We start from the raw sequence: 18,739 nt of genomic DNA, 5'->3' as shown, positions 1-18,739 counted from the left end.
GCGTTTCCTTCCTCTTCGGTGCGGCGTTCTACGCGGCGGTGTCGAACTCGGCTCGGTTGGATCGGCGCGGCGGCCTGGCGCGCAGGCGGCCTGACAGCGAAACCGACTCGGGTGCACTGGACCGTCGAGCAGGTGCCGCGGGCGGGGCACCAGGGGCCGGCGGTCGCGCAGCGACGGTCGGCCGCTCCTCGTGGAGGCGGATGATCTCGGCGAGATGGGCGGCGGTGAAGCGGTAGGCACGGCCCACGCGAGCGAATGGGATCTGGCGACGACGGGCCCGGTCCTTGACCCACCAGGCGGAGCAGCCGAGCACGGCGGCAACCTCGTCGGGGCGGTAGAGGCGGGGCAGCGCTACCTCGGTGCCGGTCTGCTCAGCCACGCGGTACCGCCTCCTTCGCGGTACGGAGACGGAGGGGCATCAGGGCAGGGGGAATGGCCTCTCGGCGCAAGGAAGTTCCTTCTCTGGCGCGGCCGTGCGGATACGGACACGCCGGTCTTGGCGGTTCAGGTACGGGCGAGGTGATGTACGTAGCGGCTGCCGGGTGTTGGCCCAATGGTCCTGAGTTAGCTGCCCGGGGTGCGATGATCTTGGGGTGGAGCGGATTGAGGGTGTGGCCGCGGGGCGGCTGACGGATGACGTGTCGATCGGGTTGCTGGCGGCGGTGTTCCCGGAGGAGGCCGTGCGGGCGGCGATCGATGAGGCGGGGGCGCGTGAGGAGCGAACGCGGTCGTTGCCGGCGAAGTTGATGATGTATTTGTCGCTGGCGTTGTGGTTGGAGCCGGGCAAGGGGTACGTGCGCACCCTGCGGGGCCTGCTGGAGGGGCTGCGGTGGTCGCGGGGCGGCTGGGGCGAATACCGGGTGCCCAGTGACGGGGCGATCTCGCTGGCCCGTTACCGGTTGGGTGAGGCGCCGTTGCGGAACCTGTTCGACGAGGTCGCAGCCCCGGTGGCCGATGAGCGCACCCCGGAGGCGTTCTGGCGGGGGCTGCGGTTGATGGCGGTGGACGGCACGGTCTTCGATGTGCCCTCGGGGAAGCGGAACGAGGCGGCGTTCGCGGTTCCGGCCGGTGGAAGCCGGCCGCAGGTCCGCCTGGTGGCGCTGGCCGAGTGCGGCACGCTGGCCCTGACCGGGGCGGCCTTCGACTCCATCGCGGTCGGTGAACGCACCCTGTTCACCCGCCTGTTGGACCGGTTGGCGCCCGGCATGCTGCTGCTGGCCGACCGCGGCTTCCCCTCGTTCGGCCTGTACCGGGCTGCCGCCGCGACGGGCGCACAACTGCTGTGGCGCGTCTCGGCTTCCTTCACCCTGCCCGTCAAGAAACGGCTGGCCGACGGCACGTACCTGTCCGAACTGCGCGGCGAGCGGAAGTCGCAGCGGGTCACGGTACGAGTCATCGAGTACTCCGTCGCCGACGACGGCGGAATCAGCGAGGTCTTCTGCCTCATCACCACCCTGCTGGACCCTGAGCACGCGCCCGCTTTGGAGCTGGCCCGCAACTACGCCGAACGCTGGTCGGTGGAAGTGCTCTTCAAACTGCTCAAGGTCGACCTGCGGCAAAGTGGCGGCATCCTGCGCTCGGGCAAACCCGAGGGAGTACGACAAGAACTGTGGGCGCTACTCTGCGTCTACCAGGCCCTGCGCACCCTGATCGCCAGGGCCGCCGTGATCGCGGGCATCGACCCCGCCCGCATCAGCTTTCCGCCCGTCCTGGACGCCGTCAAAAGCTCCCTCAGGACGGCTTTTTCCCCCTGACCAGCTCGCGAAGGCCCTGCACTTCCTCATAGCCGACCTCCCCGGCATGCACATCCGAGACCGCCCCACCCGCACCACGCCCCGCACCACGAAACGCCCCCATCTCAGCTACCAAACCCGCAGCTCAACCGACCCCGGAACCCGCCGCGTCACCCGCACCATCGTGCTCCACACACTGACACCCGACCCGATCTAACTCATGGCCATTGGGTGTTGGCCCACCCGGGGAGCGCTGTTGGGGCTCGTTCCGCTAACTCGTCTCGACGAGCAGGGCGAGCGGCGAGAGGCCGAGGGCGGCTGCGATGGCGACGAGGTCGTCGATGTCGCAGCGGCGCTGTCTGCATTCGATGCGGGACAACATCGTGATGGTCATGGGGCGGCCGAGCGCGGTGACCCTTTCGGCCAGCTGGCGCTGGGCGAATCCGCGCGTTGTGCGGGCACGGGTAATGGCGCGGGCGGTCAGCACACCGGCCGGACCAATTCCCAGAGGGGTTTCAGGCATGGGTCAGTTGTAGCTCTGCATTGGCGGTTTGGGTAACCGGCGATCTGCTGCTATGTTCCGCGTCTTTTTTGTCAGATCTGCTTCCCAAGCCCCCCGCGAGCGACGCAACATAGCCCAGAATTCGCGGATGACCAAACCGCTGGGTGCCCTCATCCTGGTAGCACCCACATGGAGCTTGACGTGGGCCTCTTGCATCGCCCGGTCGCATCGTCTTCCGCTCTGGCTACCCCAAAGTCGATTTACCAGTTGCCCCTTTTGTGCCAACTATTGGGTCAGCCGCTAATTCGGGTCTATCGTTTTATGGGGGCTGCGTGCGACGCGTTCGCCGAGAGCTGTGCGCTTTCTCGACGGAATGCTGGACTTGCACGGAGAGGGTGTGGCTGTCTTGGCCATGCGCCCTGAACCACGGAAGTGGCGAGGGCATAGAAAAAGCCCCCGGCGGGCCAACGCCGGGGGCCAGGAAGTCCCCTACCGAAATCGCCCGTACCTGAACGATCAAGACGGTGGCGGTAACAACGCCACCGAGTGAGGAACCCTCTATGCCCCAACAAGCTACCTCCCTCACGGCCGTAGTCGCATCCTCGTCGCCGAACTCCCCCGCTGCGCCAGCGAACGCGGGGCGATAGACATGGCGCGGATACGCACCATCAAGCCGGAAGCCTTCATCTCCGAGTCGCTCGCCGCGGTGAGCGTCCATGCCGAGCGGACGTTCTTCGGCCTGCTCACGCAGGCAGACGACCACGGCCGCTTCCGCGACCAGGCCGCCGTCATCACCGGCGCCCTGTGGTCCCTGCGCCCCGAGCACGGCCCGCTGGAGGTCGAGGACGACCTCACGCAACTCGACGGTGCGGGTCTGATCTGCCGGTACGAAGGCAACGACGGCAAGCGGTACTTGCACATCGTCGCCTGGGCCCGCCACCAGAAGATCAACCGGCCCAGCGGCAGCCGCTGCCCGGCCTGCCCGCGCCACCAAGGGGGCCGATCCGACGAGGCGGCCTCGCCTGTTCACGGGGTCCTCCGTGAGCAGACTGTGAGCCCTCACGGTGGAGGCCCTAAGGCGTCACGCGAACGCAGCGAGCCCTGCGTGAACCAGGAAACCACAGGTCAGGGCAATTTCCGTGAGTCCTCACCACAACGCGGGGAGACTGCGGTGAGCAATCAGGGTCCGGATCTAGGACCTAGGATCCTGGATCTAGGATCACCTCCGGTGGGGAGCGCAAGCGCCCCCGCGCCGCAGGCTGACTCGGGTTCGGTCTCGGCCAAGAGTTTGGTCGGCGAGTACGTCGCCTCATGCGAGCACCGACCGCCCAGCGACGTGCTCGGCCACCTCGGCCGGGTGCTCAGCAAACTGCTCGGCGAGGGCGTCGCACCTGACCATATCCGCGCGGGGATGGACCGCATGCGTGCCAAGAGCCTGTCCGTGAGCCTGCTGCCGAGCCTGGTCAACGAGGCCATGAACGCACCTCGGGCAGCTGCCGCCCCGCACCGAGCGTGGACCAACCCGGCACCCGGTGACGTCGAGGCGGCCTACGGGGGCCAGCTGTGACCACAGCCACCACCAGCCGGGAACCACAGCGCATCAGCACCCTGGCCGCCCGCCTCGGCACGATCCTCGCCGATCGGGGCATCGATCCAACTACGTCACCTGCCGAGGCCCCTTCGGAGCGGGTGACAGCGCTGGAACTGGCCGAGGCCCGCATCCCGCCCCGCTACCGCCACGCCCTCGCCGGCCACCAGCAGGTAGCCGCCTGGGTCGACGAGGTGGCCCTCGCCGCACGGCCCGGCCCGAGCGGCACTCGGGGCATCGCACTCGGGCCGTCGCTGCTGATCGCCGGGCCCACCGGCACCGGTAAAACGCACCAGGCGTACGGCGCGGTGCGGTCGCTGCTGACCGCCGGGGTGCGGCTGCGGTGGGAGGCAGCCACCACGGCCGATCTGTACGCCCGCTTGCGCCCACGCCCCGGCCACGACGCCGAGCGCGACCTCGCCACCCTCAGCAACTGTCCGCTGCTGATCCTGGACGACCTCGGCGCAGCCAAGCAGTCGGAGTGGACCGAGGAGATCACGTACCGGCTGATCAACCGCCGTTACACCGACCTGCTCCCCACCCTCCTCACAACCAATCTGCCGACCGCCGCGCTGCGCGACGCCGTCGGCGACCGCGTCGCCTCCCGTCTCGCCGAGATGACCACCACCGTCGTCCTCACCGGCGCTGACCGCAGACGCCAGCTCGCCGTCTGACCGCACGGCGCCGCCCCAGCTCACCTTCACCACGCCGCCCGCCCGCGCCCACGCCTGCCCACACGGCGCGGCGGGCCCTCTGGAGACCCCTGTATGACGCAACTCGCCCTGCCCGCACTCGGGCACTGGAACGCGATAACTATCGCGCTCGCCGCCCTCCTGGCCGCATGCACAGTGCTGCTGGTCAGCTGGCTGATCTACCGAAGCACTCCCCGGAACCACGCCAAGCGACAGCCCGGAACGCCCGCAGTCAGGGTCGCCGCACTGGCCGCGGTCGGATGTACCGCCTACAGCGCCGACACCAGCTGGCGGTTCGCCGCCCACTACCTGGACATGAACGGCACCACCGAACGCACTGCGATGTTCGCCGCCGCCGAACTCGCCCTCTTCGCCACGGCACTGCTGGCGCGGCAGAATCTGCACGGCCCCAAGCAAGCACCCGGCCTGCCGGGCATCCTGACCTGGGTGATCACCGCTGTGCAGGTGATACCCGCGTACGCCGAGTCGGGTGTGGTCGGCGGCACGGTGCGGGCCTTCGTGGGCCCGGTCATGGCCGCACTGCTCTGGCATCAGGCCATGGGCATCGAACTGCGCATCCGCACGCCCGAGGCCGCTTCCCACAGCGTCCTCGCCCGGGTAGGTCGCGAAGTACGCGAACGCCTCCTCTCACGCCTTGGGATCGCCGAACGTGATCGAGATGCCGCGCAGATCAGCCGAGACCGTGCCACCCGCAAGGCCGTCGCCCTGGCCGCGCACCTTGCGGAGCGAACCCAGAAACAGCGCGTCAGCTGGCGAGGCCGGCGAACCGCACGACAGCTTTCACGCGCCGTCGCCCAAGCCTCTGTGGGAATCGACCAGCGCCAGCGCGAAGTGCTGCTGCACCAGCTCGCTGTCCGCCGTCACGCAACAGCGCTGGCCACGATCGAACTGCCATCGCCTTGGACTGCTGTCACTCCGCACGAGGGCACCACGCGCCATGTCGGGACAACTCCCCCGCGCAGCCGATCAGGTGCCGACTGCACCTCGAAGAGCGAGGAGGCCACGGAACACCCCGGCCCTGACCTCCGTCCCGAGTCCCTGCCTCTTCGATCCGTGCAGAACCAACTCCCCCTGCACGATTCGGCTCCCATTCCCGAGACCACCGAGTCGCGCTCCGAAGAAGACGTCCCTGCGACGCAACGCTACGGCCGCCCTCCCGGGGCCGAAATGGACGAGCTACTCGCCATCGGCCGCGAGGCCACTGCAGTGCACGGAACGGCCACCCGCGCCGTGCTGCGGAACGCCATCCGCAAGGCCGAACTCACCATCTCCGAGGACCGGCTCACCGAACTCAAAGGGTTCCTAGCGGCTGAGCAAGCGGCCAAGACCAGCGCCCCAACGGACTGACCGGATATCCGGTCAGTCACGAACACCGGCACAGGATCTGCGGACCATCAACTCCGCCTGTCCACAAGCCCCCCTGTCGTGCCGCTTCACCAGGCACGGCCCTCCCCCGCGATTGCCTCTCGCCCGGCAGAGAGGCGGGGCTCCTACCCACGCGCCAGCCTGATTCGCCCATTCGCTCTCCCCCAGGAGCTCCTCTCCATGCAGGATTCGTGCACCAAATGCCCGGACCACCACAACAAGACACAAGCCACCCCAGCCCCAAACGCAGCAAGTTGTCCGGTAAGGAGTCCTTACCCGGCCTCCGCCCCAGGGGAGGCGGAGGCACCCGGCGCCGAGGCGGCACCGGAGTCGGCCGGCCCGGGGGTGCCGACCGAGGGAGGAACCAGCGACCCGTCGCCGCTCGTCCCGCACAAGTCCGTGCCGCGTCGTCGACTGCGTGATCGTCAGCTGCGTGAGCGCCGCGTCCACCCCCGCTACAACGACCACGAGTTCGACCTCGTCCAGCAAGCTGCCGCCGTCAGCCAGATGACGCCCGGCGGCTACGTCGCCGAGAGCTCGCTGGCCGCCGCACGCGCCGAAGACCCCACCGCCGCCGTGGCCGACTACCGCGCCACCGTAAAGGCACTGCTCGCCGCCAACGGGCAACTCGGCCGGGTCGGCAACAACCTCAACCAGCTCACCGGGCACCTGAACAAGGACGCGGACATGCCCGCAGCCGACACCGTCCTGCGGATCCTCCACCGCGTCGAGGCATCCGTAGAAGCACTGGACACTGCCGTCGCCCGGGTAATGGAGGGGCGGTGACCCGGTGATACCCAAGATCATCCTCGGGCAGGGCGGCACCCGCGGACTGATCCGCTACCTCTACGGCAAGGGACAGGCCAACGAGCACGTCGATCCGCACCTGGTGGCCTCCTGGAACGACTTCGCCCCCGACCCCGGCCGCACCCCGCACCGCGACCCCAAGGAGGTGGAGAAACAGCTCGCCGCGCAGCTCGACCAGCCCGTGCGGATGCTGGGCGACCGCGCACCGACCACCACGTTCTGGCACTGCCCCGTCCGCGCCGCCCCCGAGGACCCCATCCTCACCGACGCCCAGTGGGCCGAGGTCGCCCGCAGGATCGTGGCCGCCGCCGGCGTCGCCCCCGACGGCGACGAGCAAGCCTGCCGGTGGGTGGCCGTACGCCACGCGGATGACCACATCCACATCGCCGCCACCCTGGTACGCCAGGACGGACGCCGCCCCCAGCGCAACCACGACAAACGAGCCGTGCAAAAGGAAGCCCGCCAGATCGAAGCCCACTACGGGCTCAGGCGGTTGAAAGCAGGCGACGGCACCGCCGCCAAGCGCCCGACCAGCAAGGAGCATTTCAAGTCCAAGCGCCTCGGCCAGGACACCACGGCCCGCGAAGTCCTCCGCCTGCGTGTGCGCCGGGCGGTCGCCGCCGCGGACAACGAGGCAGAGTTCTTCGCGCTGCTGGAGGCGACCGGCGTGACCGTGCGCCTCAAACGCGGGCCCTCCGGCGACGCACTCGGCTGCAACTTCGCGCTGCCCGGCAACACCAACGAGAACGGCGAGCCCGTCTGGTTCGCCGGATCCACCCTCTCCCCCGACCTCTCCCTGCCCAAGATCCGCGAACGCCTCACCACCAGCGTCCCCGAGCCTGTCACCGCCCGGCCGGGCAACCCGTGGCACCACGCCACCTCCGCCACCGAACGCATCCCCCACCACCTCTCCACCGACGACGACCACACCGCCCAAGGCCAGCTCGTCGCTCTCGGCGCGACGCTCGATCTACTGCCCCTCACCGCGCCGACCGCAGCCAGGGCCGAACTGCAACAGGCCGCCAGCGCCTTCGAGCGCGCCACCCGCTCCCGCGTCACCGCCGACCTCACCAGCACCCGCGTCCTGCGCCGCAGCATCCAGACCATCTGGCGCGACCGCCCCCAGGACAAGGACGGCGCCGGATTCGCCATGCTCCTGGACGCCGCATTCACCGCGGTCGCCTTCGCAGCCCACTGGCACCGTACCCGCCAGAACGCCCAGCAACAGGAAGCCGCCGAGCAGACCCTCCTCCATCTGCGAGCCGCCTACGGACAGGTCGCCGAGCCGGTCCTGGCCAACCTCGCGCGACGCACTCCCGCCCAGCAGACGAAGCACCGCCTCGCCCACCACGTCCAGCAAGCGACACCGGAATACGCCGAACGCATCCTCAACGACCCGGCCTGGGACGCACTCGCCACCGTGCTCGCCGAAGCAGAGGCCGCCGGGCACAACGCGACCATCGTCCTCGACCAAGCCCTCGGCCAGCGCCCTCTGGACGACGCCAACAACCCCGCCCGCGCACTGACCTGGCGCATCCACCGCCTCAGCCAACGTCACACACCCGGCCCCCGCGCCGAGGCAGCCAGGGCACGAAGCGCCACACAACGGATCGGTGTTCCAGCCCATGCGACGGCTGTAAATCCTCCTCCGCAGCGGTCAGCGGCTCGGCGGCGCTGATTACAAACGGCCGCAACATAGACGACGATCGCCGGTTAGCCAAACCGGCGATCGTCCGGAGAGTTGGTGCCTCAACCCCCCTCCGGAAGGACCCCCTGTATGGCCACGACCGAAGTACGACCCCGTGCGATCGTTCTCCTCAGCGACGTAGACCCCTCCCGCAGCGACGGGCCCGAGCATCTGTACCACCGCGATGGCCGCCCGTTGACCACCTCCGAATACGACCTGTTCACCACGTGCACCCGGGCGGAGATAGAGATCGCAGTCGCGTACATGCAGCCGATAGGCGACTGGATGAGCGAACGCTACAAGGTGCAGAAGGCCCTCATCAGCCTGTACATGAAGTACGCGCACCAGTTGCCCGATGCCTTCCCGGACAGCGCCAGCGTCTACGACCTCATGACCGACGAGGACTACGCGGAGTTCGAGCGCCTGGTCGAGATCCTCAGCCCCGACGACGGCTTCGAAGAGCACATCGGGCACGAACAGGACTGACTGACCCCTTCAAGGGGGATTTCAGGACTCCGTCTGTCATACGCCCCCGCAGTGCCACGCGCCCCATCCACGTGAGCCCAGGCCCCGCACGTGCCGCAGGCCCGACCGGAAACACGGTCGGGCCTGCGGCATACACGGATGTTCAAGTGGGCACAGGCGCTTTCGCCACGGCATTCTCCACGAGGGCAACGACCAGCGCGGACGGATCCGAGAACTCCACACGGGCGAGCCGCGATCGACCACCCGAAGCACATGGAGCGGAAGCGCTCAGCTGGAAGGGGCACGCAGGAGCTGATCCCGCGTGCTCTCCGGCAGCACTCGACGTAGTACCGGCGTGGTGGAGCTGAGCGAGGTCGCGAACGCGGCGACCAGGCTGTGCGGAACGCTGGCACTGAACGACGCAGCCCACAGATACGGGACCTCCATGGCCGGCTCGGCCCATGCCTGCCAGCCCATCGGCCCGTGCTCCTCCGCCTCGGCTGTCAGGGCGCGGGGGTCGGTGTCCTGGATGAAGGGCGGCACCTCGTCGAGGCTGACGCGAGCGGTGAAGGTGGGGTGCATGGCCGCCGCATGGGGCTGTTCTGCGTCGCGGAACCAGCCGTGCGCGGTAACCGCATCGAGGACCGCCTCGGGACCGGTGGACGCAGCCGAGGGCTGGGCGCAGGCGTCGAGTGCGAGGAGAAAGTCGGCGATGACCTCACCTGGGACACCTCGGGTGAAATAGGCCGACCAGTCCGCGAGCGGACTGGTCGCGTCCGAGCGGGCAGAGACCTGCCACGCGATCGGCAGCCCACCGAGGTAGAACGGCTCGTCCGACAACACCCACTGCGCCCATCGACGAGCATCGGGACTGATGTGCAGAACCGTGCTGCGCAGCACCTGAAGGTCCTCCAGCGGCCCATCGAGCACACGCCGTCCTCGAACGGTTGTCAGGCTCGTCCAGCCGCAGCCGGCGAGGTTGTCCGCGACGGCATCATAGAGACGACCGTCGTCGCCGGCCAAGTGTCGGGGGCCGACCCAATATGCGGGAAGGGCGCCGGTCGCGAAAGACGGATCGAACGGGAAATGCGGATTCAGGAACGCCTCCAAGGGCATGGGATTCGATCTTCTGCTCGACGCCGGAATGGGCGGGGTGGCGACGGCGACGCGGAGAGACATCGACGGTGAGAATTCGGCCTACTGGAGCCGCTGCCGGGCCCGGAACTCCGTGCATGAAGATCTCTGGGGCGGTCTTTTACGTTGACATGCAGTTCCCCCTCGTCGCCAGTCTTTCCGCGGGATTTCCTGTCTGCCCCGGGCGAACTGGCTCAGGTTCGGGAAAGTACCGCCCCAGTTCGGCGGGTCACCCGCCCAAGCTGGATCGGATACATAAGCGCTTGCCCACCCAGCCTGCGACACCGAGGGCTGGGCTCAGGCTCACGGATCCGGGAGGGTACGACAATCGCTGCCGGCCCCACGACGCTCTGCCGTACGAGGGGCTGGAAATACCAACGGCGGCGCCCACTACGAGTGGGCGCCGCCGTTACAAATCCTCAGCTGTCGACGCGGGCGACCTTCCGACCAACCTTGAGGTACAGGTCGGCGCCCTCACTGCTGTCGACCTCAGCGAGTACGGCGGCGAGGGTCTGCTGCACCGAGGCTTCGGTGAGCGTCGTGGTGTGCTGCTCACCGTCGCTGGTCTCGCTGATCAGGCGGAGGCCGTTCTGCTTGGCGATCCGGCGGACAGCGGAGGAGCTGGGGGCGAAGTCCAGGGCCTGGCTGACCAGCTGGCCCAGCGTGGTCTCGGCGTGTTCCTTGAGGGAGACGACCGGGAGGTTCTGGGTATCACCGAAGGAGCGCTTGGAAAAGCGGGCGGTGAACTCCGCTCGTGCTGCCTCGGCGGCCTCCAGGCCGTGGAGCGCGGCCACGACCTCGCTGGCGAGGATGCGTTTGACGGCCATGGGGTGCGCGGTGCCGTCCGCCAGCCGCTTGGTGACCAGCTGGATCTCGTCGTCCGTCCACTCCGTCAGCAGCTTGAGATAGGGCTCGGTGACGTGGTCGGGGATGGACATCAGCCGACCGTAGATCTCGTCCGGGGCGGCGGAGAGTCCCACGTAGTTGCCCTTGGACTTGCTCATTTTGGCACCGGTGCCGTCGGTGCCCTCGATCAGCGGGGTGGTGATGACGACCTCGGGAGTCTGCTCCCTGATCTCCATGACCTTCCGGCACATCTGAAGGTTGAGGAGCTGGTCGACGCCGCCGAGTTCGACGTCGGCGGTGATCGCGACCGAATCCAGTGCCATGACCACGGAGTACACGAACTCGGCGACCGACAGGCCGTCGCCGGAAGCAAGTCGACTTCGGAAGTCCTCGCGCTGGAGGGACATGGACACCGGTACGCGGGCGAGGATCTCGACCAGTTCGGGGAGGCTGACCTTGTTGAGCCACTCGCCGTTGAAGCGCAGGTCGGCCCGTTCGAAGTCGATGAACGGTGCGACCTGCGCCTGGTAGCCGGAAAGGTTGGACGCGATGTCGGAGTCGGTGAGCGGAGGCCGGTCAGAGGAGCGTCCGGACGGGTCGCCGATCTTCGCGGTCACGTCGCCGATGATGAACACGACGTGATGGCCCATGCGCTGGAACCGGCTCGCGATGATGATCGGTACCGAGTGACCGAGGTGCACATCAGGCGAGGTCGGGTCGATGCCGTACTTCACGATGAACGGCCGGCCCGCAGCCTGCGCGGCAGTGATCTTGTCGGCGAGCGTGGAGGCCGACGGGATCACATTGATGGCGCGGCCTTCGACCAGAGCGGCCTGCTCCTGGGGGGAGAGGTCCGACAGATCCAGGGAGCGCCGCGTATACGTCTCTTCCAGGAGCCGGGCGACCGTATAGTCCGCAGCCAGGTCCGATCCGGTGAGGATCTGCATGGTGCGGGTCACGGATTCGCTGAGGCGGCTCATGATGCCTGTTCGCTCCTGGATTGGATCACTGGCGGGGCCAGTAGAGATGGGAAGCGGCGATTTTATCACCGCTGATCACGGCCTTGTATTTGACTGATCACTTTCGGTATTTCCACCCGCGCTGGTGTCCACCTCTCGGAGCGGTGCTTGCGGATGGCCGGTCACCGCACTGGCGAGCGCTCTGAGCCAGGGGCCGGGCGGTCCGCAAGATCGGATGGTGCCGATCAGCATGGCGGCGAGCGGGCGCGGACAGCCGTGACGGTCCCCGGTTTGTACGTGAGCCTCGACGCGGTGTCCTGCGGCTTGGGCGTGGAAGCGTCGGGACATCCGGCGGAGGACGGTCGCAGTGGCCCAGGCCGGGGGCGCCGCGGTCATGGTGCTCAGTCGGTGGGCGAGTTCGGTGCAGACGTCGGCCCGGTAGTGCTGGGAGACGCCGGGGGTGCGGCGGTCGGTCATGTTGTGCGCGTGGACGCGGTAGTGGACCAGCGGTACGGGAAGAACGCAGCCGTGGCCCGCCTGGCGCAGGGCGTGGAAGAAGATCTCGTTGGTGACGGGCAGGAGGGTGAGTACTGCTTCCCGATGTACGAGCAGGGTGCTGGTGTTTCCGCCGGGATGAGGATCGGCAACGAGGGGCTGTCCGGCCGCGTCGACGACGTACTCCCAGTGCTCTATGTAGAGGCGGTCGCCTGTGATCGCCTCGGCGCAGGTACGGAGCTTGGCGGGGTGGAACCAGTCGTCGGCGTCGAGCGGTGCCACCCAATCGCCGTCGCTGAGCAGGAAGGCGTCTGTCAAGGAGGGGCCGAACCCGCGGGAGTCGCGGCGGACGATCCGGGCGCGACCCTGGTAGCGGCGGCACACCTCCTCCGTCTCGTCGGTGGAACCGTCGTCGATGACGACGATCTCGTGCAGGAGGTAGTCGCCGGGTTCCTGGTCGAGGCAGCTGGTGATGGCGCGGTCGAGATAGCGGCCGTAGTTGTGGCACAGGATGACGCACGAGATCCGGGGCGGAGTGGTCATCGGCCGGCTCCGTAGACCTCGGCGTAGGCGGCGAGTATTGCCTTGTGTTCCTGAGCGCGGTGGTCCAGGAAGGCGCGGTCGAGTGGCCGAGGAATTGAGCCTGCGCGGGAGCGGGCGTTCTCCACGGCCGCCAGGAAGCGTTCGCCGAAAAGGTTCGGATGCCCTGTCGTCCAGTCGAACCACTCCGGCTCGGCAACGAGCTGCTCGTGCTGCCGGTACTGCTCCGAGAGGTGGCCGGTACGCGAGCACACGGGGAGCAGGTTCAGGTCGAAGGCGAGTTCCAGCTGTCCGGAGTGGCTGCCCCAGAGGTAGGGCAGCAACAGGATGTCCGAGGCGAGGCCCGCGTCGGTGACATCGTCGTCCGTGGGATAGGGGCGCATGGACAGACGGATGCGTGAGTCGTGGCGGGCCGTCTCCAGCAGGAGAGGGACCGGACTGCCCGGGGTGAAGTCTGCTGGGCTGAAAGCGCGCAGCAGGAGCAGGAGACTGCTGTCGGGGTCGATGGTGCCGAGGCTCCAGTTGACGACGGGTGAGAGCTGGTCGCGGCTGGGGCGCGAGGCGCCGAACATGAGGAATCGTGCTGGCGCGACGGCGTGTTCGCGTTCTCGCCCACGCAGCGCGTCGGGAGGTACGACGTAGCCGTGCGGAATGACGGTCCCTGGCGGGGTCGCATTGAGGAGACCGGCCATCTCGGTGCGGGAGCCCTCGGTCAGGAAGACCCAGTGGACGTCTGCGCTGAGGAGGAGCCGCAGGCGTTCGGCGAAGGCCGATGCTTCGCCGTGCATGGAGTGGGTGTCATGGGCAGTGAAGACGACGCGGACTCCGGATTCTGCGCATGCGTCCAGGAGTCGTTCCAGAGCAGCCGCCTCCTCGATGTCGATGTGGTGGAGGTGGAGCACGTCGAGCCAGGTGAGCGGGGCCTGGGCGAGGAGCCAGGTGGCAGTCACAGCGGCGGGGACGGTAACGCCCGGGCTGATGTCCGTGCCGTTGAGGATGCGGAAATCAGGACCGCGCAGTTTGCGTGCGTACGGGGTGCGGGCCGGGAGATGAACGACGCGCAGCCCTCGGCTCGGTGAGGTGGTCGTGGTCACGGGCGCTCCTTCCCGACGCCGACGAGGACCAGCTGCGTGGACAGCCCGTTGGACACGTCGTCGCTTCGGGTGAGCCCCGCGTAGTGGATCTCGAAACCGGAAGCGCGCAGCAGGGCCTGGAACTCGTCGCCGGCCCACTCCCTGACATGGCTGGGGTTCCGGGGCGGGCCGGGAGTTTCATAGCCACTGCGGAACTCCCGCGCCGGGGTGGAGAAGACCGCGCCGCGGCTTCCGGCGGCGAGCAGTCCGCGAACCAGGGCCATGAGCGGGCGCGGGTCGAGTACGTGTTCCACCACGTCGGAGCAGACCACAAGGGATCGCTTGATGACGTCTGGGTCGAGGGGAAGATCGCGGGTGGTCTCCAGGTCCGCCTCGATCCACTCGCCGAAGCGGTGGTTGGCCCGGCACCAAGCGAGGTTCTCACCGACGTCGACCCCGACGAAGTTCCATTCGGCGTGCGTGGAGGCGAGTGCTGCGAGCTTGCCGGCACGGCCGCATCCGATGTCGATCAGTGCGTCGCAGCCGAGCTGTTCGGCGCGGACGGCGGCGTAGGGGTAGACGTCGGGCTGCCAGACGGTGGCTTCGTCGGACTCGTCTGCGAAGTACTCCACACTGTCGCGGCTTCGGTACCCGGCCCGGATGAAGTACGAGGCGGCGTCGCCGACCGGTCGCGTGGAGAGTATGGGTGCGGTACGCATGTCAGGGCTCCGTCCGTCACTTCGGCCAGTGGGAGAAGATGCTGAGCAGGCGTTCGACGAGTTCCTCGCGCAGCACTTGCCACTCGGGGGAGCCGCTCCTGCGGGCCGCAGCAGCGCGGTCGTAAGAGGTGCCGTCCACCTCGGGCAGACACGCATACATCTGAAGCAGGGCCGATCCCTCGTCCTCACGGGACGTGTCCCTGTCGGCCGTGATGAGTGCCCGGAGGTCGTCGGCCGGCATTGACGCGTCGAGACCGGAGCCGGGGATGCTCTTGCTCATCTTCGGCAGCCCCCCGAGGCCGGGGATCATCTTGGTGTAGATGCCGGACAGGTGGTGGGCGGGCAGGCCCCAGCGTGCGGCCCCGCGTCGAGCGAGGGTCACGTACTTGTGCTCGTCGACGCCGAGCGAGACCAGGACGTGCCGGCCCTCGGTCAGCAGCTGTACGAAGTCGGCGGACATGAGGAGCGTGGCCTGCTTCATGCCGTAGGTGAGGCCGTCGAAGACGCCGTGGCTGCGGTAGAGACCGGAGAGGTCCTCCTCCGCCCATTGGAAGTCCTCGTCTTCTAGGTGGCGGGAGAGGAGGAAGGCAGTGGCCAGGACATCGGTGTGGCCCTCCTGGCGACGAAGTACGCCGCGCTGCTCGTCGAAGCCGAGGCGGCGGACGAACTCTTCGTACTGATCGGCGGTGCGGCGCACCTGGTCCAGCGGGGTACGGCGGGCGTTGTACGAGTCAAGGTCGCCGAGCACGATCTGCACGTCGAGGCCCTGCTGCTGGAGCTTGACGGCGCGCAGGATCTGGAAAACGGTGCCGGCGTGCGGCGGGCCGCCGAGGCCGACGCCCGTGGTGACGATGGCGGGCTTGCCGACCGCCACAGCCTCGGCGAAGTCGAGGGCGCCGGTGTGACACATCCACTTGGTGCGGAGGTCATCCGGGCTCAGCCCAGCCAGTTCGAAGTCGATGGCGCCCAGACCGAGACGCTCGTACCGGTGCTGGTCGATGACGTTGTCGTAGTAAGCCGTGTCGAACTTCATGCGGACGTCTCCCGGGGTGTGGTCGGCGTGGAACAGAAGGGATCGGCCTCGCGGAGGGCGAAGGCTTGGCGGACGAGCGGCTCGAAGCCGTCGGTCAGGAGGTTGCCGAGCTCGGCGTTGCGGGGGGCGGCGACGCTGCCCAGGTCGGCGGTGACCGTGCCATCGCCCAGAACCCAGACGCGGAAGGGATAGGCGTCGTCCGGCTCACGGGTGGGCTGCGCGTAGACCGGCAGGTCCGGAACGACGTCGCGGACGTCGTTCACCGCCTGGACGAAGTCTTCGCGACTGAATTCGTAGATGCCGGCCTTGCGGGAATTCGCCCGGCCGATCGGCCTGTACTGGGAGATCAGCCAGTATTCGACCGGGGTGACTCGGGCGTAGTCGGCGATCTGCCGGCCGAGACGTAGGAGTCCTGCGAGGGAGGCAGCCGTGGTGAAGGTGTTGAAGGCCAGCCGCCGGCGGTCGGCGACGAGCATGGTCATGTTGGCCTGGAACCGGTCGAAGTAGCCCTGGCCGCGGAACCAATCAGCGATCTCCGCATCAGGGCCGTCGACGGCCAGGGAGTAAACGGTGACGTTCTCACGCAAGCCGGGGTAGCGGTCCTTGAGGAGAAGACCGTTGGTATGCAGGTTCGTGTCGAAGCCGCTGCTGTGGGCGTGCTGGAGGGCGGGCTCAAGGTGGTTGTCGTACGGCATCACCGGGTCACCGCCGGTGAAGACGATCCGGTGCGCCGAGGATTCGCTTCGGATCCGGTCGACGACCCGGGCGATGACTGCGGGCGTAGTGGTGACCCGGTTTCGCTCCCGGTAGCAGAAGCGGCACACGCCAGGGGAGGTGACGGTGGGGGCCAGGTCCCAGGCATTGCAGTCGGTGTTGAGGACCAGGTGGACGATGCCCAGTTCGTCGCGGGTCAGCATGAGATTTCCGCCGTGCGTGACATCCGGGCGGACGTGCCCACATGCCGAGGCGTCGGCAGGAGTGCCTCAACCGTGTGCGGGGAGCCACCGGTGAGCCGGACGAAGCGCCGCAAGGTGCCGAGGGCCGCGTCGGTGCGCATGATGCTCTGCGCGGAGGCGAGCCCGGCCTGCAGGTTCGGTGCGGCCCGACCGGCCACCATGAGCAGGGCCGCGTTGAGGGCTACGGCGTTGCGGGCCGCTGAGCTGCCGTGCCCGGCCAGAACGCTGACAGCAGCGGCGACGTTCAAGTGGGGATCGGGCCGCTGGGCGATCGAGCACAGGTCTCCCGACATGGCTGCCGCAGCGAGGCTTACGTCCCGGCAGAGGGACGGATCGGCGCGGCCGTCACGGATGCGGCTGGTGCGCACCGTTGCGCCGGGCAGAAGTTCGTCGACGTGCATGGCAGCGTCGGTGGACGAATTGATGACGGTCACGTCCGCCAGCCCGAGCCGGGAGAGGAGCTGAGCGGAGACGTCGACGGCGGGGTGCGAGAGCCCGTACACGTACGAGGAGCAGACGACCGGGCTGAGGAGAGCGGGGAAGGCGAGGCTGAGCGCGTGCACGGCGTGGAACCGCCCGCCGTAGCGACTGTCGAACTTGGGCACCCGGTGCTCGATGGAGAAGAAACCGAACCCGCACTCGGCGGCGATGCCGACCATCTCGTCGTGCGGCACCGCGTCACAAGCTGCGCCCACCAGCTCCATGAAGTCCCGCGAGCCGGTCTTGGAAGAGGCGCTGCGCGAGCCGAGTTTGGCTATGTGAGCGCCACCAGTGGCGGCGACGAAAGCGGCGGCCGAGCTGAGATTGAAGGTCTTGAAAGTCTTCTTTCCACTGCCGGTGTAACCCACGAGCCGCACGCCTACAGGTGGCAGGCAGTATTCCCAGCCGTCCCGGTCCAGGCAAGTGGCGGCTCGGACGGCGGCTTCGACTTCGGCGATTTTCGGGCCGCGTAAGAGCAGGCCGGTCAGGACGCTCCCCAACATCACGTCTCGCGTATGGCCGGCGGGAAGGCCGAGGACGCCGAGGACGCCTTCATGGACATCGCGGGGATCGATATCTCCAGGCGAATTGATCTTGTGGACGATTGATGGAATCTGCAGGACCACGGTGAGCACTCCAGTCGGATCGGATCGGTCAGGAGTCGACAGTGAGCAGGGCCTTCAGCGGTCGGTGCCTATCCGTGCCACGGAGATCGGACAACGCTCGCAGCAGGTCCAGAAATGGGTAGCGATCTTGGGTGAGCCGGTCGGCCCACGCGCCACCACCAGTCAGGAGGGTCAGAGCGTCACGGAAGTCGTCCCCGCCGTTCGCGCGGCAGTACGAGTAGGAGCCGCGAACGGTGATCGACCGGCGGAACACATCACGAAGCGGAAGAGACAGCGCGACCTGCGGCGCGTAAGCGGTCTGTACGACGACGGTGCCGCCGTCCCGGACGCACGACAGGGCCTGACGCAACGGGGCATCATCCTGTCCGGAGGCGGCGTCCACCACGGCGTCACACGGCGGCAGTGTGCCTTGGTGCACGGTGACGGGAACGTCACCGAGGGCCTGGCCCAGTTGGTCGCGACGCTCGACGGACCGAGCGGTGATGTGTACGTCCCACCCGGCCCGAACGGCACAGACTGCCGTGCACACGGCGACGGCGCCGGTCCCGATGAGGCCCAATCGGCGCGGGCGCATGGGCAGGCCGCAGCGCACACCGTGCAAGGCCACCGCCATGGCGTCGGCCAGTACCCCGTGCGCCGGGTCGCGTAGAGCAGGGAGCCGGACGACGCTGGAGGACGGCACGCGGACCGCCTCGGCGAGCCCACCCGGAAGATCCCAGCCGACACGGCGCAACCGCTGGCAGAGGTGCACGTGGCCATCGGCGCATGCGCCGCACGACCGGCAACCAATCAGCGGGTCGACGCAGACCCAGTCGACGGTCCGGGCGACAGTGCCGACGATCTCGTGCCCGGGAAACCACGGACTCGGTACCGGGCCGCGCCATGACGGGTAGAGCTTGGGAAGGTCGCTCCCACAGAGCCCTGCGTACCGGACGCTGATCAGCGTGGTGCCGTCGGTATCGGAGGATCTCGGAGCAGCCGCCAGGCGCAATGAGCTCCCGTGCATGGTCCAGGCGCG

Annotated in this window: 18 protein-coding genes; 7 read left to right on the top strand and 11 right to left on the bottom strand. The window is 68.2% G+C overall.

Features of this window, described 5'->3' with window-relative positions; all coding sequences use genetic code 11:
- Positions 1 to 28: 28 nt before the first annotated feature.
- Positions 29 to 379, bottom strand: coding sequence for a helix-turn-helix domain-containing protein (locus ACLLJJ_RS19700; RefSeq protein ID WP_434593189.1), 351 nt, complete (start codon positions 377 to 379; stop codon positions 29 to 31).
- 214 nt (positions 380 to 593) lie between these two features.
- On the opposite strand from ACLLJJ_RS19700, the gene ACLLJJ_RS19695 reads away from it, so the two are divergent.
- Positions 594 to 1,754, top strand: a complete 1,161-nt coding sequence (locus tag ACLLJJ_RS19695) for an IS4 family transposase (RefSeq protein WP_185297178.1) — start codon at positions 594 to 596, stop codon at positions 1,752 to 1,754.
- Positions 1,755 to 2,004: 250 nt separating this feature from the next.
- Here ACLLJJ_RS19695 and ACLLJJ_RS19690 read toward each other — a convergent pair whose 3' ends face one another.
- The gene (locus ACLLJJ_RS19690; RefSeq protein WP_434593187.1) at positions 2,005 to 2,256 is read right to left on the bottom strand and encodes a helix-turn-helix domain-containing protein; all 252 of its coding nucleotides are present in this window, start codon (positions 2,254 to 2,256) and stop codon (positions 2,005 to 2,007) included.
- Between the two features lie 628 nt (positions 2,257 to 2,884).
- Between ACLLJJ_RS19690 and ACLLJJ_RS19685 the strand changes: the two genes are divergently transcribed.
- The 6 genes from ACLLJJ_RS19685 (at position 2,885) to ACLLJJ_RS19660 (ending at position 8,881) form a co-directional block, all read left to right on the top strand.
- Positions 2,885 to 3,802: a hypothetical protein gene (locus ACLLJJ_RS19685; protein ID WP_434593185.1), complete on the top strand. Its 918-nt coding sequence runs from the start codon at positions 2,885 to 2,887 to the stop codon at positions 3,800 to 3,802.
- Entirely contained in the window at positions 3,799 to 4,497 is a 699-nt protein-coding gene (locus ACLLJJ_RS19680; protein ID WP_434593183.1) for an ATP-binding protein, read from the top strand. The genes ACLLJJ_RS19685 and ACLLJJ_RS19680 overlap by 4 nt, the downstream gene beginning before the upstream one ends.
- Before the next feature lie 93 nt (positions 4,498 to 4,590).
- Positions 4,591 to 5,883, top strand: a complete 1,293-nt coding sequence (locus tag ACLLJJ_RS19675; RefSeq protein ID WP_434593181.1) for a hypothetical protein — start codon at positions 4,591 to 4,593, stop codon at positions 5,881 to 5,883.
- Positions 5,884 to 6,246: 363 nt separating this feature from the next.
- A complete protein-coding gene (locus ACLLJJ_RS19670; protein ID WP_434593178.1) occupies positions 6,247 to 6,687 on the top strand; it encodes a plasmid mobilization protein in 441 nt (146 codons plus the stop codon).
- 4 nt (positions 6,688 to 6,691) lie between these two features.
- Positions 6,692 to 8,386, top strand: a complete 1,695-nt coding sequence (locus ACLLJJ_RS19665) for a relaxase/mobilization nuclease domain-containing protein (protein ID WP_434593176.1) — start codon at positions 6,692 to 6,694, stop codon at positions 8,384 to 8,386.
- Between the two features lie 99 nt (positions 8,387 to 8,485).
- Positions 8,486 to 8,881 (top strand): hypothetical protein, encoded by a 396-nt coding sequence (locus tag ACLLJJ_RS19660; RefSeq protein ID WP_434593173.1) that lies wholly within the window; start codon positions 8,486 to 8,488, stop codon positions 8,879 to 8,881.
- 267 nt (positions 8,882 to 9,148) lie between these two features.
- Here ACLLJJ_RS19660 and ACLLJJ_RS19655 read toward each other — a convergent pair whose 3' ends face one another.
- The 9 genes from ACLLJJ_RS19655 to ACLLJJ_RS19615 all read right to left on the bottom strand — a co-directional run bounded on the left by ACLLJJ_RS19655 (position 9,149) and on the right by ACLLJJ_RS19615 (position 18,727).
- Positions 9,149 to 9,970, bottom strand: a complete 822-nt coding sequence (locus ACLLJJ_RS19655; protein ID WP_434593170.1) for a DUF317 domain-containing protein — start codon at positions 9,968 to 9,970, stop codon at positions 9,149 to 9,151.
- Positions 9,971 to 10,413: 443 nt separating this feature from the next.
- The gene (gene tyrS / locus ACLLJJ_RS19650; RefSeq protein WP_434593167.1) at positions 10,414 to 11,820 is read right to left on the bottom strand and encodes a tyrosine--tRNA ligase; all 1,407 of its coding nucleotides are present in this window, start codon (positions 11,818 to 11,820) and stop codon (positions 10,414 to 10,416) included.
- A gap of 75 nt (positions 11,821 to 11,895) precedes the next feature.
- Positions 11,896 to 12,837 carry a glycosyltransferase family 2 protein gene (locus tag ACLLJJ_RS19645; protein WP_434593164.1) on the bottom strand — a complete coding sequence of 314 codons (942 nt, stop codon included), beginning with the start codon at positions 12,835 to 12,837 and terminating at the stop codon, positions 11,896 to 11,898.
- Positions 12,834 to 13,928 (bottom strand): hypothetical protein, encoded by a 1,095-nt coding sequence (locus tag ACLLJJ_RS19640; RefSeq protein WP_434593161.1) that lies wholly within the window; start codon positions 13,926 to 13,928, stop codon positions 12,834 to 12,836. The genes ACLLJJ_RS19645 and ACLLJJ_RS19640 overlap by 4 nt, the downstream gene beginning before the upstream one ends.
- The gene (locus ACLLJJ_RS19635) at positions 13,925 to 14,626 is read right to left on the bottom strand and encodes a class I SAM-dependent methyltransferase (RefSeq protein WP_434593158.1); all 702 of its coding nucleotides are present in this window, start codon (positions 14,624 to 14,626) and stop codon (positions 13,925 to 13,927) included. Before ACLLJJ_RS19635 ends, ACLLJJ_RS19640 begins: the two co-directional genes overlap by 4 nt.
- A gap of 16 nt (positions 14,627 to 14,642) precedes the next feature.
- The gene (locus tag ACLLJJ_RS19630) at positions 14,643 to 15,659 is read right to left on the bottom strand and encodes a hypothetical protein (protein WP_434593155.1); all 1,017 of its coding nucleotides are present in this window, start codon (positions 15,657 to 15,659) and stop codon (positions 14,643 to 14,645) included.
- Positions 15,656 to 16,576, bottom strand: coding sequence for a radical SAM protein (locus ACLLJJ_RS19625; protein WP_434593152.1), 921 nt, complete (start codon positions 16,574 to 16,576; stop codon positions 15,656 to 15,658). The genes ACLLJJ_RS19630 and ACLLJJ_RS19625 overlap by 4 nt, the downstream gene beginning before the upstream one ends.
- Positions 16,570 to 17,721, bottom strand: a complete 1,152-nt coding sequence (locus ACLLJJ_RS19620) for a hypothetical protein (RefSeq protein WP_434593149.1) — start codon at positions 17,719 to 17,721, stop codon at positions 16,570 to 16,572. Before ACLLJJ_RS19620 ends, ACLLJJ_RS19625 begins: the two co-directional genes overlap by 7 nt.
- Positions 17,722 to 17,749: 28 nt before the next feature.
- On the bottom strand, positions 17,750 to 18,727 hold the full coding sequence (locus tag ACLLJJ_RS19615) for an alcohol dehydrogenase catalytic domain-containing protein (RefSeq protein WP_434600466.1): 978 nt from the start codon (positions 18,725 to 18,727) through the stop codon (positions 17,750 to 17,752).
- Between the last annotated feature and the right edge of the window lie 12 nt (positions 18,728 to 18,739).

This window comes from Streptomyces sp. A5-4, assembly GCF_051131715.1.
GTDB lineage: Bacteria > Actinomycetota > Actinomycetes > Streptomycetales > Streptomycetaceae > Streptomyces.
The sequence above is the reverse complement of the archived record's forward strand: the minus strand, read 5'-3'. Positions and strand labels throughout refer to the sequence as shown.

Excerpts from the sequence above, each read along its gene's own strand:
- ACLLJJ_RS19690 (WP_434593187.1), bottom strand. The coding sequence starts at position 2,256 with ATGCCTGAAACCCCTCTGGGAATTGGTCCGGCCGGTGTGCTGACCGCC.
- ACLLJJ_RS19685 (WP_434593185.1), top strand. The coding sequence starts at position 2,885 with ATGGCGCGGATACGCACCATCAAGCCGGAAGCCTTCATCTCCGAGTCG.
- ACLLJJ_RS19675 (WP_434593181.1), top strand. The coding sequence starts at position 4,591 with ATGACGCAACTCGCCCTGCCCGCACTCGGGCACTGGAACGCGATAACT.
- ACLLJJ_RS19660 (WP_434593173.1), top strand. The coding sequence starts at position 8,486 with ATGGCCACGACCGAAGTACGACCCCGTGCGATCGTTCTCCTCAGCGAC.
- tyrS (WP_434593167.1), bottom strand. The coding sequence starts at position 11,820 with ATGAGCCGCCTCAGCGAATCCGTGACCCGCACCATGCAGATCCTCACC.
- ACLLJJ_RS19645 (WP_434593164.1), bottom strand. The coding sequence starts at position 12,837 with ATGACCACTCCGCCCCGGATCTCGTGCGTCATCCTGTGCCACAACTAC.
- ACLLJJ_RS19635 (WP_434593158.1), bottom strand. The coding sequence starts at position 14,626 with ATGCGTACCGCACCCATACTCTCCACGCGACCGGTCGGCGACGCCGCC.
- ACLLJJ_RS19630 (WP_434593155.1), bottom strand. The coding sequence starts at position 15,659 with ATGAAGTTCGACACGGCTTACTACGACAACGTCATCGACCAGCACCGG.
- ACLLJJ_RS19625 (WP_434593152.1), bottom strand. The coding sequence starts at position 16,576 with ATGCTGACCCGCGACGAACTGGGCATCGTCCACCTGGTCCTCAACACC.
- ACLLJJ_RS19615 (WP_434600466.1), bottom strand. The coding sequence starts at position 18,727 with ATGCACGGGAGCTCATTGCGCCTGGCGGCTGCTCCGAGATCCTCCGAT.